Origin of the sequence: Synechococcus sp. CC9616 (genome assembly GCF_000515235.1) — a bacterium.
GTDB lineage: Bacteria > Cyanobacteriota > Cyanobacteriia > PCC-6307 > Cyanobiaceae > Parasynechococcus.
This window is the reverse complement of the sequence record NZ_KI911558.1, coordinates 1,908,179-1,924,505: the sequence shown is the minus strand read 5'-3', so window position 1 is coordinate 1,924,505 and position 16,327 is coordinate 1,908,179. Positions and strand designations below refer to the sequence as shown.

22 protein-coding genes and 1 tRNA gene are annotated in these 16,327 nt (G+C 56.4%); 9 read left to right on the top strand and 14 right to left on the bottom strand.

Annotated elements, in window-relative coordinates:
• Positions 1-27 precede the first annotated feature (27 nt).
• Positions 28-510 (bottom strand): metal-binding protein, encoded by a 483-nt coding sequence (locus SYN9616_RS0111060; RefSeq protein ID WP_028953135.1) that lies wholly within the window; start codon positions 508-510, stop codon positions 28-30.
• Positions 511-570: 60 nt separating this feature from the next.
• Between SYN9616_RS0111060 and SYN9616_RS0111055 the strand changes: the two genes are divergently transcribed.
• The 3 genes from SYN9616_RS0111055 to SYN9616_RS0111035 all read left to right on the top strand — a co-directional run bounded on the left by SYN9616_RS0111055 (position 571) and on the right by SYN9616_RS0111035 (position 1,872).
• Positions 571-642: transfer RNA gene (locus SYN9616_RS0111055), tRNA-Val, on the top strand.
• A 224-nt stretch (positions 643-866) separates the two neighbouring features.
• Positions 867-1,211, top strand: coding sequence for a hypothetical protein (locus SYN9616_RS17395; RefSeq protein ID WP_156918780.1), 345 nt, complete (start codon positions 867-869; stop codon positions 1,209-1,211).
• A gap of 325 nt (positions 1,212-1,536) precedes the next feature.
• A complete protein-coding gene (locus SYN9616_RS0111035; protein ID WP_028953132.1) occupies positions 1,537-1,872 on the top strand; it encodes a hypothetical protein in 336 nt (111 codons plus the stop codon).
• 28 nt (positions 1,873-1,900) lie between these two features.
• On the opposite strand, the gene SYN9616_RS0111030 is transcribed toward SYN9616_RS0111035, so the two are convergent.
• Both SYN9616_RS0111030 and SYN9616_RS0111025 read right to left on the bottom strand, forming a co-directional pair.
• Positions 1,901-2,065: a PCP reductase family protein gene (locus tag SYN9616_RS0111030; RefSeq protein WP_028953131.1), complete on the bottom strand. Its 165-nt coding sequence runs from the start codon at positions 2,063-2,065 to the stop codon at positions 1,901-1,903.
• A 4-nt stretch (positions 2,066-2,069) separates the two neighbouring features.
• A complete protein-coding gene (locus SYN9616_RS0111025) occupies positions 2,070-2,339 on the bottom strand; it encodes a cupin domain-containing protein (RefSeq protein ID WP_028953130.1) in 270 nt (89 codons plus the stop codon).
• Between the two features lie 593 nt (positions 2,340-2,932).
• Between SYN9616_RS0111025 and SYN9616_RS16605 the strand changes: the two genes are divergently transcribed.
• On the top strand, positions 2,933-3,091 hold the full coding sequence (locus SYN9616_RS16605) for a metallothionein (RefSeq protein WP_071991458.1): 159 nt from the start codon (positions 2,933-2,935) through the stop codon (positions 3,089-3,091).
• Here SYN9616_RS16605 and SYN9616_RS0111020 read toward each other — a convergent pair whose 3' ends face one another.
• Positions 3,092-3,241: a hypothetical protein gene (locus SYN9616_RS0111020; protein ID WP_156918778.1), complete on the bottom strand. Its 150-nt coding sequence runs from the start codon at positions 3,239-3,241 to the stop codon at positions 3,092-3,094.
• A gap of 202 nt (positions 3,242-3,443) precedes the next feature.
• Between SYN9616_RS0111020 and SYN9616_RS15740 the strand changes: the two genes are divergently transcribed.
• Positions 3,444-3,680: a hypothetical protein gene (locus SYN9616_RS15740; RefSeq protein ID WP_156918777.1), complete on the top strand. Its 237-nt coding sequence runs from the start codon at positions 3,444-3,446 to the stop codon at positions 3,678-3,680.
• 348 nt (positions 3,681-4,028) lie between these two features.
• A complete protein-coding gene (locus SYN9616_RS0111005; protein ID WP_156918775.1) occupies positions 4,029-4,349 on the top strand; it encodes a hypothetical protein in 321 nt (106 codons plus the stop codon).
• A 26-nt stretch (positions 4,350-4,375) separates the two neighbouring features.
• On the opposite strand, the gene SYN9616_RS0111000 is transcribed toward SYN9616_RS0111005, so the two are convergent.
• From SYN9616_RS0111000 to SYN9616_RS0110965, 8 genes are all read right to left on the bottom strand, one after another.
• Positions 4,376-4,576, bottom strand: coding sequence for a hypothetical protein (locus SYN9616_RS0111000; protein WP_028953127.1), 201 nt, complete (start codon positions 4,574-4,576; stop codon positions 4,376-4,378).
• A gap of 532 nt (positions 4,577-5,108) precedes the next feature.
• Positions 5,109-5,345, bottom strand: coding sequence for a chlorophyll a/b-binding protein (locus tag SYN9616_RS0110990; protein WP_028953126.1), 237 nt, complete (start codon positions 5,343-5,345; stop codon positions 5,109-5,111).
• A 183-nt stretch (positions 5,346-5,528) separates the two neighbouring features.
• Positions 5,529-6,269: an MBL fold metallo-hydrolase gene (locus tag SYN9616_RS0110985; protein WP_028953125.1), complete on the bottom strand. Its 741-nt coding sequence runs from the start codon at positions 6,267-6,269 to the stop codon at positions 5,529-5,531.
• Complete coding sequence (locus SYN9616_RS0110980; RefSeq protein WP_028953124.1) at positions 6,266-6,673, bottom strand: transcriptional repressor; 408 nt, start codon at positions 6,671-6,673, stop codon at positions 6,266-6,268. Before SYN9616_RS0110980 ends, SYN9616_RS0110985 begins: the two co-directional genes overlap by 4 nt.
• A gap of 5 nt (positions 6,674-6,678) precedes the next feature.
• Positions 6,679-8,085, bottom strand: coding sequence for a 4Fe-4S binding protein (locus SYN9616_RS15735; RefSeq protein WP_369791932.1), 1,407 nt, complete (start codon positions 8,083-8,085; stop codon positions 6,679-6,681).
• A 48-nt stretch (positions 8,086-8,133) separates the two neighbouring features.
• On the bottom strand, positions 8,134-8,652 hold the full coding sequence (locus tag SYN9616_RS18220) for a sigma 54-interacting transcriptional regulator (protein ID WP_369791931.1): 519 nt from the start codon (positions 8,650-8,652) through the stop codon (positions 8,134-8,136).
• 7 nt (positions 8,653-8,659) lie between these two features.
• Positions 8,660-9,559 (bottom strand): oxidoreductase, encoded by a 900-nt coding sequence (locus SYN9616_RS0110970; RefSeq protein ID WP_028953123.1) that lies wholly within the window; start codon positions 9,557-9,559, stop codon positions 8,660-8,662.
• Between the two features lie 6 nt (positions 9,560-9,565).
• The gene (locus tag SYN9616_RS0110965; protein ID WP_028953122.1) at positions 9,566-9,823 is read right to left on the bottom strand and encodes a hypothetical protein; all 258 of its coding nucleotides are present in this window, start codon (positions 9,821-9,823) and stop codon (positions 9,566-9,568) included.
• A gap of 54 nt (positions 9,824-9,877) precedes the next feature.
• Between SYN9616_RS0110965 and SYN9616_RS0110960 the strand changes: the two genes are divergently transcribed.
• Both SYN9616_RS0110960 and SYN9616_RS0110955 read left to right on the top strand, forming a co-directional pair.
• Complete coding sequence (locus SYN9616_RS0110960; RefSeq protein WP_037991503.1) at positions 9,878-10,327, top strand: hypothetical protein; 450 nt, start codon at positions 9,878-9,880, stop codon at positions 10,325-10,327.
• Positions 10,327-10,950: a 2OG-Fe(II) oxygenase gene (locus SYN9616_RS0110955; protein WP_028953120.1), complete on the top strand. Its 624-nt coding sequence runs from the start codon at positions 10,327-10,329 to the stop codon at positions 10,948-10,950. The genes SYN9616_RS0110960 and SYN9616_RS0110955 overlap by 1 nt, the downstream gene beginning before the upstream one ends.
• On the opposite strand, the gene SYN9616_RS0110950 is transcribed toward SYN9616_RS0110955, so the two are convergent.
• Positions 10,930-12,243 carry a mechanosensitive ion channel family protein gene (locus tag SYN9616_RS0110950; RefSeq protein ID WP_028953119.1) on the bottom strand — a complete coding sequence of 438 codons (1,314 nt, stop codon included), beginning with the start codon at positions 12,241-12,243 and terminating at the stop codon, positions 10,930-10,932. The two genes, SYN9616_RS0110955 and SYN9616_RS0110950, sit on opposite strands and share 21 nt — an antisense overlap.
• Positions 12,240-13,496 (bottom strand): extracellular solute-binding protein, encoded by a 1,257-nt coding sequence (locus tag SYN9616_RS0110945; RefSeq protein ID WP_028953118.1) that lies wholly within the window; start codon positions 13,494-13,496, stop codon positions 12,240-12,242. The genes SYN9616_RS0110950 and SYN9616_RS0110945 overlap by 4 nt, the downstream gene beginning before the upstream one ends.
• Positions 13,497-13,582: 86 nt before the next feature.
• Between SYN9616_RS0110945 and SYN9616_RS0110940 the strand changes: the two genes are divergently transcribed.
• Positions 13,583-16,327 carry a valine--tRNA ligase gene (locus SYN9616_RS0110940; protein ID WP_028953117.1) on the top strand — a complete coding sequence of 915 codons (2,745 nt, stop codon included), beginning with the start codon at positions 13,583-13,585 and terminating at the stop codon, positions 16,325-16,327.

Genomic DNA, 16,327 nt, shown 5'->3' with positions numbered 1-16,327 from the left:
CAGCAGAGAACACGCGCGCCCACCCTCTCATTGCCGGCGACTCCGGTTCCACTCAACGGGTAATGGATCCCCGTCAAGGATCAGGTGCAACCAAACGCTGGCTTCCAGTCCAACCAACATGGCCACAGCCTGTTGGGGCTGAGCGTTGAACCACTGGATCGCGCTGGACCAGAAGGTATTCCAATCTGCGCCAGGGATGACAGCCAGAAGACACCACAACCAAGCTGTCAACAGCGACAGACGTCCAATCGTTCCAAGCAGAGGCCCATGGGACCAAACGGAACGATGGCGTAACAGTCGGCGGTAGGGCCACCACAGGAAGGCCAGGGGCCCCCAGCGGCGCAAGGCGTTGGAGTGAGTATCGAGATCAGGTGAAAGCCAGAGGCCCCCCACGAAGAAGGCCACTGCGCCGATCAGTCCGCACCAATGGCCGAGCAGAACGCCCAGCAGAAGTCCGAAGGGGAGACAGCTCAGGCATGTGGCGCGATCGTGGTCGCGACCGGAGGCCATGACGGCGATCGGTGAAGGATTGGATTCAGCGTGCCGTGTTCAGGCAGAATCTCCAGATCAGGGCGATTAGCTCAGCGGTAGAGCACCTGCCTTACAAGCAGGCTGTCCACAGTTCGATCCTGTGATCGCCCATTCATGACTGTGCGGTTGCTGGCTTGCACGAGCCAGTTCGCATCAAAAGAAGTGAGGTCTGCAAAACCAAGATTTTTGATCGAGAGAGCAATGCATTTTGATCCCATTTGATTGCGTCGATCGTGATTTCAATGCAGATTGATCGTCGATTTTCTCCCGCCGACAGATATCATTGAATGGAGGGTGAATGTTGGAGACGTGAACCTTAGGAAAGTTCCAATGTCATGCAAGGAAGTTGCAACACAGGAGCGTCTTTTCCCGGCGCATTGCCACTTTATTTTTGTATCATCAATATCAGTTTCGGAAGAATATATCTTGATACGTCATGGGAGAGCTTTGAACTTTATGGTCATCCAAGCCTCTCGACAATCATGCATGTTGCTTTTCCTCGAGATGATGACGGCCATGACAATGATCCGTCATGGACTGATCGAGATGTGATGCAATTTAACGAAGCTCCTCTGGATCAGCAAGGCACGCAACGGCTCCATAGCAGAGTTGAGCTGTTGCAGGATGTTGGCAGATATCATGATGCGATTGCATTGGAAGATGAATTTATTTTGGGCTAGGGTTGCTGCTGTCCATGTCTCAAACAGTGCTCTTCCTGCACGCGCCGTTGAAGTTTTTGATGTGTTTTGATGCATCTAAAGCAGGGAAAATAAATTTCTTCCGAGCATTTTTTCTTGCGCAGTGTCATCACATCTGTGATCAGGTGTTCATGATCTTGATTTCTTGCTGCGAAAGAGTGGCGATTGATATCTGAGTGTGATTATTGGTGAATTCAGTGCAATCCCTGAGTCCGGCGTTGGAGGGCGCCTCGATTTAGGGACACTCCTTCTTTTGAAGGGTTGATGCCTTGAATCTGTTAATCTTGAGTTTCTAATAAGATGCTTTGTGAAACCATTCTTTTTTGTGGCTTTGGGTTTATTGCTTTCGGCGCCGCTTCATGCTGAAGAGGGTCCTCCTCTTAAGAAGTGGAAAAATGTCATGGATATGGCTGAACAGCAAAATCGTGCTGGTAGGCATGATTATGCTTGTCGCCATGCAACAAATCTTGCACACTTTATGAATGAAGAAAATTATGAGATGCAACAGCGTCAGGCGCCTCAAAAGATGATTCAAGACCTAATGCAGCTGGAAATCGATTGGCAGACCTACGTCGGCAAATATTGTTCTTATCAGCCGCCGATACAGCGTTCAGGGTTTTGGGATACGATTAACGGGTTATAGATATATTTTTTTGAGACCTGATTAAATTTTATTTGGGTGCCATACGTTCTTTGACTGAAAGATAAAAAGATAGATCGATGCTCGTCAAGCCATCATCCAGTGCCATTGCTTCAACTCTTTTTTTGACGGCGCCGCGGACAAAGAACGGCACGTCTTTTCTGAGGGCTGCTTGTGCCTCCGTCTGCCAATCCATTGGCTCAACCAAATTTGTAGTGTTTGCGGACAGCTTGCTTGACATGCCAGGTGCAAGCTAATCCCTTTGGAAATTCAACAAGATCCCCTGCTGAAAATTCAACTTCCTCTCCTTCGTTGGGAGTCACCCTCACGCTTCCTTCAAGAATCAGGCATGTTTCTTTTTCATCGTATGTCCAGGGGAATGTGCTTGCTTCGCAGCTCCAGATTGGCCATTGCTTGATTCCGAGATCCGCAATCAAGCTTTGCGGGCAGTTGCTTGTGATTTGAATCATTTCCTGCGCTTGGAGCGTTTGCCGAATGCTTATTTTATCAGCGATTTGGATTGGTTGATATCCTTTCATTGTGATGATTGCTGAGGCCGTCTATGGGCATAGCTTTGACAAGCTTCCTGCGCGAAGGTCTTCCTCCTGCGAGGACTTGGTGTTATTTGATCAGGTGATCCATTGTCTGTGTGTCGAAACCTCAGCCCTTTAGCAAGAGTTTGATGGCAAGTTTGCACTGGATGTCGCAACGGCCTGCTGGTTGGAAGGCCAGAGCGATGCTTCGTGATCGGAGCTGGCGGAAGCATCGTTGCCGACTTTGCCTGCGATCAATTGATTGCCTGCGTCGCGTCATTGATCTCTCTCAATCCCCTTTAGGTGATGCATCGTGAGAATTGAAGGGCCTCATCGACGGATGCCTCTTCATTCCGATGGCTAATCCGGGTCGTCGGGCGCTTGGGATGCATCTGACTCCCTGACTGCTGGGGAGTCAGTCCAGCGTTGTTTGCGGAGACAAACTTTGAGACCTGTTGAAAACTCCCCCAGATGGGTGAATGCATCAAGAGGGGTTCAGTTCTATAAGAAGTTATTGAAGTGTTCTCACCATGGCCACGACCCAATTGGAATGTGCCTGTGAGCCCTGTGGCTGCCAGGTTTCTGCGCAAACATCCGTTGAGAGAGAAGGAAAGGTGTATTGCTCTCAGGCTTGCGCCGATGGACATGCAGACCAAGATCAGTGCTGCAGCAGTTGCGAATGCTGCTGATCAGCCACACCAACCTCTTTGCGCCAGGGGAGCAACGCTGATACCGCTGGGGTCCTCAATCAACTGCACAGAGAGGCCGACCAGCTCATCTCCGTTCGTGTTGGTGTCTTCCAAAAGGTTTAAGCGTTGGAGCTGTTTGGCTTGGTCCATCTGAATCTGAGTGACTCTCGTGACTGCCAACTGATTCCCACGCATCAAGTTCACTCTTGTTTGACGAACGGATTTCGCTTGCGTCATGCAGTGCTCTGATCGATCTCGCTGCTGTTGGTTGATGTTTGCCCATCAGCATCGATGCTCAGCTTGTTTCCAGCCGTCTTTCGTGCAAGTTGGTTCCAGCGATTGCGCTTGATCGATGTTGATGTCTTGTGGTCAGGCTGTTGTTGCTTTGACAGCTCTCGGTTTGCTTGCGATTCCGGTCTCGGCTCAAACCAACGACATGCTCCTCAAGGAGCGCTTGATCAGCCTGCCTGTGTATGAGCTCTTGAACAGTCGTGGTGCCACGACACCTGAGCAACGGATTCAGGTGATTTCAGAGGCATGTCGAGACGGCTTGCTTGGCCCTGACGATTGCGTGCAACGCAGACGATGACGGCTGAGTCGAGTGTTATGTGGTGATCCACTCAACCCAAAGCAATGCCACCAGGCCCACACAGGCAATCGACATGGCCAGCCATTGATCCTTCAAAATGCGGGTCATTGTCTCGTAACCGTTGCACCAAGTAAGCGCAGCTTGGTTGCATCAGCCAGCCTGAAGGTTTAAGTCAGCCATCGATTGCTATGGCCCTTCTCGATCGCTCAATATATGACGTGCAGTGTCGTCGGGATTGATAGCATATGGATCCCTGCTGTCAATCTGTCTTCTTCGATGATCTGACCTTGGTGAATGTGTCGTTCAACGACTGGTTCGGATGTTTAAGATCTTGAAAATCCTCTCGAGTTGCGCGCTTTGATTTTGAAAAAACTCCTAATGATCGGTTTTTTGTCTGTGGCATTCATGGGCATCAATCGTACTGCGCAGGCGAGGAACATGACTCGCTGGGTTGATATCAGTTGTGATCAGGGTCGTTGCGAGTCAGTGAAGATTGTCTCACCTGTGTATTTTCTCCATCGATCGTCTGAAGGTGATCTCTGGACGGTTGAGGCCGATTGTGAACGCGGTCGCACCAGGGCAACTTACAGCGATGGAACGAAAGCGAGATGGTTGCTTGTGCCGCCGGGCTCGGTTGGAGAAGCAATGCTTGAGCAGGTTTGTCGTTGAACGTTCAGTCGGAAACAGTGCTGAGTTCAGATTTTTTCGGAAGACCAGGGATAGCGATCAAGAGCGTGATTGTTGATTTCAACGGTGTAATTGAACATGGACATCTCCTGGGCGCCGCCCAGAACGCGATATTCAATGACTGCTGAGGCGCCGGTTGTTCTCAGCGTCCTTTTCAGGTAGCAAGCGTCATCGAGGCCAATGACGTCGAGTTCGTAAAGCCGTTCCATTTATTCAACGTACGCAGATCCCTGGATCTTTGCCGTGCGAATGGCTGCTGTGTTGTCAGTCGCTCTTGTTTTGAGAGGGAATGCTCACATGGCCTCAGCAGTCCACATGTCCCTCCTTTGGGGGATGTAACCAGCACTCGTCTGGGAGATGGTGAACTCACCGAGAAAGGTCGACGTCCTTTCCACCACCCAAGGAGTTCGCATGACCAGCATGATCTCCCCACATACTCGTGAAATCCTCGTTTCAACGCTCTGTGGTTTGGCAGGCATTGTCTTGACGACTGGAACGTTGCTTGCCACCCCAGGGCACGGAGCCAATGACAGTCCTCGGCAACCAACACTGGATTGCAGAGTGCCATCTCAAGGGTTGGAGGCTCCCTGCCGGCAACTGGCTGAGGTGAATCCGCCGATCGTCTGAGCCTGTTTCCTGTACACAGCGAAACAACGATGTCTCAGTCGTCTTGTTTGATCGAAAACCTGCCCAGAAGCACGGATTCAAGTCCGCACTTCTGGGCAAATTCCTGTCTATCAATCAGAAGCAGAACGGTAGGAACTGGGTCCGGCAGGCGGCATAGCCATCAACGAGAGCTCCCAGTCCGATCTGGTGGGCGATTCCAGCTCCCGTAAGACCTTCGGTGATGATGCCGATCACGATCCCGAGCATGGCTGCCCGCCCGTTGAATCGCTCGACTCTCTTGAGTTGATCCAAGTGGATATCGCGTGCAGCAGCAGACTGAAACCACTGGTCGTTGGCTTGATTGGACTGCATCCGTCGAGTGCGATTGATACGAAATGTAACGCAACCTTGACCTTCTGTCACTGAGCGCTCGTTCTGATCTCGTTATGACTAGGGATTCAGGGGGAGCCTGGTCTTTTGGAGACCGTTCTGGCTGCAACAAGCTTCATTCTTTGCTGAGGATCTGGCTTCGGTTCAGCGTCGCCTCCAGGTGCGTCAGCGTGCCGAGAGTACGTAACGCTCTCCTGCTTCTGAATCGATGCAGCGGGTGTCTGCTGGCAGCTGTTTTTCCGCGTCACTGATAGAGCCATGCAGTTGCAGCATCCGGCTCAGGGCTCCGTCAAAGCGCACGTCACCGCCGGATGTGCTGGCCAGGACGGTCGTTGGTTGGAACCGTTCCACCAGCTCGGGCACGACTGTGCACCCCCTCACGAATGCACCTGCCAACGGCAGTCCGAGATCGACCATTGGTGTGATCACCGCGTCAAGTTGCTCCTTGCCCAGTGATGGGTCCAGATAACCGTGGGGTTCGAGATAAAGGCTGCCGGAGCTGTGCTTCAGCAGGTAGCCGTTTTCAATGGACGGCACCGGGGCTCCGGCGGTGGCGCGAATCGAGAGTCCCTTGTGCGTCAGCGATTCGCCGGGTTTCAAGGCAGAAATTGATTGAAATCCGAGTCGTTTCACCACCCGTGCCGCCGCTGTGGACCCCACAACCGGTAACTCTTTTGGCAGTGTTTTGAGCGTGGCTGGATGGCTGTGATCGGCAAGCCCCTGGGTCAGGAGCAGCAGGTCCAAATTGTCCGGCGTGTCCCGCTCCTCTCCGAGTTCTCCGCGAAGCAGCCAGGCGCCAGGTGGGAAGCTGAGCTCTCCCTTCAGCCATGGGTCAACAAGCACCCGCAGTCCGTTGAAATCGAGCAACCAGCCGTTTGCTCCCAGATAGGTGGCGGCCAGAGTCATGAAGCGGTCTCCTGCCGGTTTCGGCAACTGCTACAAACACCGAAGAATTCAAGCGTGTGAAACAGCAAAACGAAGTCGCGGCCCGCGTCCGGGGGCACTTCAAGGCTGTGAATCGGGCAGTGGTCCAGGGGTCTGGTGATGCCGCAATCAACACAGGTGAGGTGGTGGCGATCACGGTCAACCGGTGCATATAAGGCTTCGCCATTGGGGAGATGTCGGCAGCGCACTAGCCCGCGTTGCTGAAGCTGACGCAGGTTGCGATACACCGTTGCCAGGCCCATGGCTCCTGGCCCTCCCATCAAACTGCGATGCAGCTGTTGGCCACTCATCTCATCAAGGCTGGATTTCAGTGCGTCCAGCAGTTGTTTCTGGCGTGCATTCAACCTTGGGGAGGAATCGTTCATCACGATTAGAGGGCTACTAGCCAGCGACCGGCCAGACCCATCATCAGCAGCATCATCGTGCCAGTCAGCCAGCTCCAACGGTTGAGATCCGCAAGTCGTCGCAGAAGTACGGCAGCTCCGATCCATCCGATTCCCACCACGAACGTCTGACAGAAGGCGATCACGTGGCGGTCTGCCTGCCATTGGGGCCAACCTTCCGGCAGCACTGTGCCGGCTTCCTGCATCCCCAGGGGTAGATGTCGCGCCAGCAGCAGGGCCCAAAGCAGGGGCAAGCAGGCGTACAGCCAACGTCGTTGGAACCAGATTCCAGCGGCAGACGGTATGGCCAGGGCTAAGGCGGCAAAGCTCAATCTTGGGAGCAATGGCCCTTCATGCAGTGACATCGGCGCAAGAGGGAGCCAGCCCAGCAACCGTTGCCAGTGATGCAGGCAGACCCCCCCCGCAAGAACGAGGATCAGTCCCCGCTCACCCGCAGGGGCATCCATCCTGCGTTGGAGATCGGCAGCCGGTGGTCGCAGCCTCAGTTGTACCGACCGGTTTGGACACGCCTGGACGCAGCTCATGCACAGCACGCAGTTGCGATTGTCGCTGAGCTGGGCAGGGTGACTTCCCAAGGGACACCCTTCACTGGCCAGTCCTTCTCCCTCGGCGGGGCCGCCCTTGAAGCAGGCGTAACTGCTGCAGCTACCGCTGCACGTTCCCGACTCTGCTCTCAGTTCGGTGATGGCGAGCTTGGCGAAAAGGCCGTTCATCCCACCCACCGGGCACAGATAACGACACCAGAACCGCTTCTCGAACAGCATCGATCCGATCACGGCGCCGGTGGTGATCAGCAGCAGCAATGCGCTGCTCAGCCAGGCCGTGTCCTCCAGATTCCAGACCTCTTCCCACAACAGGATCGCGGCGAACCCAGCGGCCAGCGCGGGCGCTGCCCAGCGATCCGTATCCCCATGGGGCCAAACCCTTTGGCGCCATGGTGTCAGCTTCTGGGCTAACCGTCCCCAGACCATGAACGGGCAGACAGCGCACCAGAGGCGACCCACCAGGGGATAGGTCAGCAGGATCAAGGGCCACCACCAGGCCCAGAACAACTTCAGCACGCTGTTGTCCGCTCGGGTTTGGGGTCCAAGCCAGAGCGCAAGATTCACGGCGATGAACAACCAGCTCACCAGCCCGTAGAGCAGGCTGTTCCACAGGGCTGGAGCTCTCATCCAATGGCGCCACTGCGGTTTCCAGCGCCAGAGGTCGAAGCGATGACGACCTTGCTCCGTTCCGGTCCAGAACACGGCTTCTGGCAGGGCAACCGGTAAGTGGTCACCACGTTGCTGGCGGGCTTGCCTCAGAGCCCTGTCCACCAGGGTTTCGAGTTCCTGAAGATTGTTGGGGAAGTCGTGATTCTGCAGTCGACGCACCACGACATCTGGTAGTTGCGGGGGCTGGTTCCAGCCGAGTTCGCGGCACTAGAGGCGCACGTGGTAGCGAAGCCAGTCACCCAGGTCGGATCGCCGCACGCGCAATGGTGGGACCCGGATCAGCACGGTGATGCCATCGAGATCAGGCTGACTGGCTTCGCTGGTGAACAGCATCCGGCCATGAAAGGTGTTGACCTCACCACGCGCCATCGCGATCAGCATCTGGCGCAGGGGTGAATCGATCTGGTCGAACCCATTAATCAGAACAGTGCTGTCTCCCAGTTCGCAGAGCAGCGCGCCAGCCGGGCCTTGAAGATCCCGGTGGTTGAAGCGCAACAACAACTGTCGGCGCTGATCGGAGCCGTAGTGGATCAGGGCGGCAAGGTTGTCTTTGCCGAGCCCTGGTTCACCGCTGATCAGCACGGGACGATGATCCGGGTCATGGGCTGCGTCGTGGATGGCACTGCGAAGGCGGCGGGCGTAGCGGCTGTCTCCGACAACACCGCGGCGCACTCGCCCCATCACGTAAGGCCCCAGTTTCAGAAGCTGCTGGTTCGCTTCAGCCAAAGCCGTTTCAGGCCTGAATAAGTTCTTCGCTCACGCTCCAAAGCCGCTCCCGCTGGCTGGAATCGCGTGCCGCCGGTGCCACACGGCAGCGGGTGGGGTGTCCCCGCAGACCGCCCAGCCGATCCGGTCCGAAGTGATCACCGCTTGCGGCCGAGCTTGCAGTTGCGGCATGCAATTGCGGCAGAGCCCCCATCGAGGCGCTTTGCAGCAGTGGATCAAACAGCTTCACCGCCAGGTGCTCAAGCTGGTTGCTCTCGGCGGTGAGATTGCTGCGTTGCAGATTGGTGCGGGCCATACCGGGGTGGGCGGCCAAGGATCTGATTCCACTACCGGATCGCTTCAGGCGGGCATCCAGTTCAAGGGCAAACATCACGTTGGCGAGTTTGCTCTGGCTGTAGGCGCCGAAACGGTCGTAATTCTCTTGCCAGGCGAGGTCGTGCCAGCGGATGCGCCCGAAATACTGGGCACCGGACGTCACCGTCACCACCCTGCCGTCCTGTTTCAGCAGCGGTAGAAGCGCTTGTGTGAGCGCCATGTGTCCGAGGTGATTCACGCCGAACTGGAGTTCATGCCCCTGGCGGCTGCGTTGGTATGGCGGGGCCATCACACCGGCGTTGTTGATCAGCAGATCCAGCTGGCCGTAACGACGTTGCACCGTTTCGGCCGCAGGCCCCACGTTGTCGAGATCCGCGAGGTCGAGATCAATCAGGTCCAGGCCCGTCAGGCCTTGCTCGAGCAGGGCGCTGCGCGCTGATTCAGCTTTGCTATGCGAGCGACACGCCATCAAGACGGTTGCCCCTTTCATCGCCAGGGCGCGAACTGTTTCAAGCCCTAGGCCGATATTGGCTCCCGTCACCAAGGCGATGCGGCCTTCCTGGGAGGGAATGTCAGCAACGGTCCATCCCATGAAGGATCACTCTTCCGGGAACAGCAGTTCGGCCAGTTCGTCCGCGTCGACGTCGTAGACACGCGCCAGGCTGGTTTCGATCGCGCTGGTGACTTCACCGGGCAGGAAGCGCATCGAATTGAGCGCATCCTCAGCGATGTCATCGTTCAGCAGCTTCTCTTCACTGCCGAGCTTCTCGTCGTTGATCACCGCCATCACCCAGCTTTGGTAGGCGTAGACCAGATCGGAAAACTCCAGTTCCGGGTCGTTGAGGTCTAGGGCCATGGTGGATACAGCCAGTCGGTTCAGTCTGACTCGTTGAAGGAGAGGATGACAGCCATGGATTCCGCTGATGCCACCGGCCTCCAGGCCACCTTGTTTGATTTCGCGATCGCTGAACTGGTGCGTCAGCACCGGGACAGCTTTCAGCCGGCCTGGACGGTCGAAAGCTGGGTCAAGCTGTTGATCTGGTTGTCTCTCAATTGCGGGTGTCGTGGCGACGAGACCGGCATGACGTCCTTCGCCGATGCACTTGGTCCCACCTTGACCGGCAGGATGCGGCGCCTGTTCTTCGAGCGTGAGCTGGAGGATCTCGATTTGAAAGTGATGGCGGATCCCGCTGAGCAGCAGGTGTTGATCCTGCCCATGGGTCCCGGAGTCCCTCTGGACCGGTCACGGGCCTGCAGCGTGATCGAGCGGGTTGGCCTCATGGCTGATGTTGTGACGGACCAGGACCGCTGGCAGGAGCTGGATGCGGTTGTGGTGGTTCCCCGGCGGGAGACGGCTTGATGCGGTTGATCGGTCGCTATCGCAATTCAGGCTTCGAGGCTGTGGCCGATGGCGTGATGGCGTTTTTTGACCGTCGTATGGATCTGCAGCGGCCGGGGATCGCCTTCGGCCCCGGTGGTGGCGATCAGCCTGCCAAGGTCTCGACCGATATCAGTCTTGTCGCCATCGACCCAAGCGATCCTGATGCCTATGCCCTTTCGCAGGTGCTGATTCGAGGCGTGTCCGCGGCGCTCGAGCATTACCTCCAGGAACGCCCGCTGTTTCGCTCGGTCTGTCCTGATCAGGACCTGTTTGTGATGCCGATCTTCAACCTGCAGCGTTACGCACCAGGGGAGGGATTCCGGCAATGGCACTGCGACTGGACGATCGGTGAGGAAGCCACTGAGCCCGTCCATCGCGTTCTGGCCTGGATCCTTTACTGCGACAGCGTCGATGAGGCCGGGACCGAATTCCACTGGCAAGAGCATCACGAGCCTGCTGAACGCGGCAAGTTGGTGATTTTTCCGGCTGGGCCCTCCCACATTCATCGCGGCAGGGTGAATGCCAGTCTCAGCAAAACGATTGCCACCGGTTGGATTAATGGCGGCAGCCAGAACAACTATCTACGCCGTCTCTCCACTTGAATCGTCGTTGGCAGGTTCTGCTTGAAGGCTGTGATCTGCTGATCCGATGCGCAGGGTCTGGTTCTTCGAGGGCGGCCACTCCATCGGGTAAACCTGCTGCTGCGGGAATGGAATGCCGATTTCATGCTCTTCGAATGCCACCCAGATCATCTGGCGAAGATCGCTTTCAACGGCGAACGCGTCGAGTGGATTGCGGACCCAGAACAGCACTTTGTAGTTGATTGAGGAGTCGGCAAATTGCGTTGTGAATGCCGCTGGCGGTGGGTATTCCAAAACTCTTTCATGGCTCTTGGCCACGTCCACCAGAACATCAATGACCTGCTGGGGTTCGTGGTGATATGCCGCGCCTACATCTACATTGCCGCGTCTGGAGGTTTCCTCCGCCGTGAAGGATTCCGCTTCCTGCGTGAAGAAATTCTGGTTTGGAACCAGCAACTCGGCACCATCCCTGCCGCGACGTAGCTGCGTAGCACGCATGCCAAGTTTCCGAACCGTGCAGGGGTCGCCGTTCACCATCAGCACCTCGCCAGGACGTACCGTTCCTTCAAACAGCAGCCAGATGCTGCTGATGAAGTTGGAAATAATTTCCTTCAGGCCAAAGCCAATGCCAACGGAAAGTCCACCGGCAACGGCGACCAAGGCTGTTCCGTTGATTCCGATGTAGTAACTCACTCCGATGATGCCGAGGCCGATCATCGAGTAGCGAAGGATCAATTCCAGGGCTTTTCGACCTTGAATTGAAATGCCGAAAAATTTTCCACTGATCCAGGCGAGAAATGAGGCGGGACGGCTCGCCAGAGTAAAGATGGCGTAGACCACGACAACAGCGGAGAATAGTTTCCCGATGGTGAGAACAACGCCAAAGATGGTGCCGATTTGAATCACTGAAAGTGCTTCACGGCTTCCGATCATTTGGAAAAATGTGAGAAGTAAAAGTACCAAGAAAATTGGTCTGAAAATAGATTTATCAACTTCATCTGCTGGAAAATTGGGAGCGCGCTTCTTTAAAATTTCTTTGATAGGTTTAACAAGCTTCCAGGTCAGCCAGACGGCGGAAAGGTAGCGGAGGAAGCCGCCTGGAAAGCCAAGAGCAATACTAGTTATACCAATAATCAACAAGATTATTGGTGTTACCAGGCTAACCGCTGCAGAGGGGATTTTTGATCGCAGTCGGTTTTGGAAGCGTCGCTCTAGGGCAATAGCGACAACAAATAGAGAAATCTGAAGAAGAACGGATCCACGTTGAAGATAGCCGAGCCAGCTGATGATTTCGCGCAGGAATTCTTTAATCATTTCCTTTCCTCCTGAAGCGCAGAGAGGATATTCTGGCTGGCTTCGTCAGGGGTTTCGATATCGTAAATCGTGTCGAGTAAATGTTCAGAGATCGTGTCATAGCGTTCTGGGTCTCTGAACACCATCGCTTTGGTTCGGCTTGCTGCGGCCGAAACCTTGATGGCTAATTTTTCATATTGCGATAAAGCGGATAGCCCGCCAGGGATTTTAGATGCCACAATTTTGGCTGCATTTTTATCGACCGGAAAGGATGTTTTGTTGCGGAGAGCATAGGTTTTTTGTGCCCAGGGCTTTGTAATAAAGTCGATGAATGTGAGAGCTTTCTCTCTTTGTCTGGGGCTTGAGTTTCGTCCCAAAGACCAAACTGAAAGTCTTGTCATGGCACGAAGCTTTTTGGATGGTCCCTTTGGTATTCCTACAACCCCAAGTTTGTCTTTCATTGTTTCGCGTAGTTCCGGGAGATTTGTGCTCCAGCAAGTAATCCAGTCCAGCTCTCCGGAAATCAGCGCGCGGCGAAGGCTGTTCTGATCATTGAGGAAACGGATGTTTTGTTGATAACTTGCTGTTTTAAGCCATGTCAACCATGTGCTGACTTTCTGGGCCTGTTCTTTCGATGGTTTCTGGCCCTGCATGGCAATTTCAATAGCTTGCTCAGCTTGAAAAGCTTCTGCAGTCCAGTACAAATCCTTGAGTTGCAGGGCTAAGCCAAATGTCAGGTCGTCATTGTCTTTGGGTAAATCGACTAGCGAATCGGGTGGCGTTTGTACCTTTTCCTTGTTGTAACATGCTAACTGCACGTATTGGCTGACGGGTTGGCCAACAAGTTGTCCGTCTTTAGCTCTAACGAGATTGAAAATATACCCTGGAATATTGTCACTAACTTTGGCGTCTGATCCAATTGGATGGATGAGATCTCGGGAATACAATTCCAGAGTCGTTTCGCTATCGGTGATGATCAGATCTGGCCCGAATCCGCTGCTCGTTTGCCTCTGAATTTCGTCAACAAAATTCCTCCGTCCATACAGTGCGGTTTGAATCTGAATCGAGCTGTCTACGCTTCGAAGTTGTTTGACAAGGCCATCTACCAGTGCCCCCATGCGTTCGTAGTCGTCATATTCAGCCCCGGAGTCGTTGGGAATGGTTCTGGCCACCCTCAGCACCGTGGGAAGGCTGACTCCTTCGTTGTTGGAGCAAGACGCCAGCAATCCCGAACAAAGAAGCACTGCTGCCAGGGACTGGATAGAACGCCGCATTCTTTCCAAGTATTGAGATGATTTTATGAGCGTTTCCCTGGTTCACCCTTTTGCGAGCATGGCCGCTCGGATCCTGCCCTTGTTTCGTGCCTGATCTCCCAAAGACCTACGACCCGGTTGGCACGGAAGCCCGCTGGCAGCAGGCCTGGGAGGACCAGGGAGCGTTTCATCCCAATCCGAAAGCACCGGGAGAAGCGTTTTCGGTGGTGATCCCGCCACCGAACGTGACCGGCAGCCTGCACATGGGCCATGCCTTCAACACAGCTCTGATCGACACGATCGTCCGCTACCAACGTCTGGCGGGAAAGAACGTGTTGTGCCTGCCCGGCACCGACCACGCCTCGATTGCGGTGCAGACGATCCTCGAGAAGCAGCTCAAGCAGGAGGGCAAGACCCGTCACGACCTCGGCCGTGAGGCATTTCTGGAGCGGGCCTGGCAGTGGAAGGCCGAAAGCGGTGGCCGCATCGTGGACCAGCTGCGGCGCTTGGGTTATTCCGTTGATTGGAAGCGCCAGCGCTTCACCCTTGATGAGGGCCTGAGTGAGGCGGTGAAGGAGGCCTTCGTGCGGCTGCATGAGCAGGGGCTGATCTACCGCGGTGAATACCTGGTGAACTGGTGCCCCGCCTCAGGTTCGGCGGTGAGCGACCTCGAGGTGGAGATGAAGGAGGTGGAGGGTCATCTCTGGCATTTCCGCTATCCCCTCAGCAGCGGCGAGGGTCACCTGGAGGTGGCCACCACCCGGCCCGAAACAATGCTGGGCGACACGGCGGTGGCGGTGAATCCCAGCGACGAGCGCTTTGCCAATCTGGTGGGTCAGACCCTCACGCTGCCGTTTGTGGGGCGCGAGATTCCAATCGTCGCCGACGACCACGTGGAGAAGGATTTCGGCACCGGCTGCGTCAAGGTGACGCCTGCTCACGACCCTAACGATTTCGCCATCGGCCAGCGCCACGGTCTGCCCCAGATCACGGTGATGCGCAAGAACGGCACGATGAATAAGGAGGCTGGTCAGTTCGAAGGACTGGATCGCTTTGAGGCCCGAAAGGCAGTGGTGGCTGGCCTGGATGAGCTGGGGCTGCTGGTGAAGGTGGAGGAGTACCGCCACAGCGTTCCCTATTCCGATCGCGGCAAGGTGCCGGTGGAGCCGCTGCTCTCCACCCAGTGGTTCGTGAAAACAGAACCACTGGCAACCCGCTGTCGCGAGGCTCTCGAGAACAAGGACCCCCGCTTTATCCCCGAGCGTTGGGAGAAGGTCTACCGCGATTGGCTCACCGACATCCGCGACTGGTGCATCAGTCGTCAGCTCTGGTGGGGCCATCGCATCCCCGCCTGGTTCGTCATCAGCGAGACCGGCTGCAAATACACCGACACCACGCCCTACGTGGTGGCCCGCAACGCCGCCGAAGCCCTTGTGAAGGCCAAGGCGAAGTACGGCGCGTTGGCGGAGATCGAGCAGGACGAAGACGTGCTCGACACCTGGTTCTCCAGCGGCCTCTGGCCCTTCTCCACCTTGGGCTGGCCCGATGCCGACAGCGCTGACCTGCAGCGCTGGTACCCCACCAGCACCCTGGTGACGGGCTTCGACATCATCTTTTTCTGGGTGGCCCGGATGACGATGATGGCCGGCGCCTTCACCGGCGAGATGCCCTTCCAGGACGTCTACATCCACGGCCTGGTGCGGGACGAGCAGAACCGCAAGATGAGCAAGAGCGCCGGCAACGGCATCGATCCGCTGCTGCTGATCGAGCGTTACGGCACCGATGCCCTGCGCTTCGCCCTGGTGCGGGAGGTGGCCGGTGCGGGGCAGGACATCCGTCTGGACTACGACCGCAAAAAGGACACCTCCGCCACGGTGGAGGCGTCCCGCAACTTCGCCAACAAGCTCTGGAATGCCACCCGCTTCGCCCTGATGAATCTGGGCGGCGAGACGCCGGGTCAGTTGGGGGATGCCAACCCCGCTGCTCTGCAGCTGGCAGATCGCTGGATCCTGTCGCGTCTGGCCCGGGTGAATCGGGAGACGGCTGAGCGGTACAGCAATTACGGCCTGGGTGAAGCGGCCAAGGGGCTCTATGAGTTCGCTTGGAACGATGTCTGCGATTGGTATGTGGAGCTAAGCAAGCGTCGGTTGAATCTCGGTGAGAACCCCTCAGCGGAGGCCCTCGCCGATCAGCGGGTCGCTAAGCAGGTGCTGGCCAAGGTGATCAGCCAGATGCACCTGATGCTGCATCCGCTGATGCCCCACCTCACCGAGGAGCTCTGGCACAGCGTCACCGGTGAGCCGGAGACCATGTTCCTGGCCCTGCAGCCCTGGCCGGCACTGGAGGAGAGCGCTTTGGATGATGCGTTGGAAGTCTCTTTTGCTGAGCTGATCGGTGCCATCCGGGTGGTGCGCAACCTACGGGCGGTGGCGGGCCTCAAGCCTTCCCAACCGGTTCCGGTGCGTTTCGTCACCGGCCGCGCCGCGCTGGCAGCGGTGCTCACTCAGGGTGCGGCCGACATCACAGCCTTGACCCGGGCGGAGTCAGTGGCGGTGATGGCGCCGGCTGAGGCCGATGCCGCTCCGGTGGCCAAGGCCCTGGCGGGGGTGAGCGGAGAGCTTCAGGTGCTGCTGCCAATCGAAGGCCTCGTTGATCTCGACGCGCTCAAGGGCCGCCTGGAGAAAGACATCGCCAAGGCCGAGAAGGAGATCAAGGGCCTGGCGGGCCGGCTGGGCAACCCCAACTTCGCCGATAAGGCTCCGCCAGAGGTGGTGGCGGAATGCCAGGCCAACCTGGATGAGAAGCAGGCCCAGGCGGATCTGGCGCGTAAGCGCCTGGCGGATCTGAGCTGA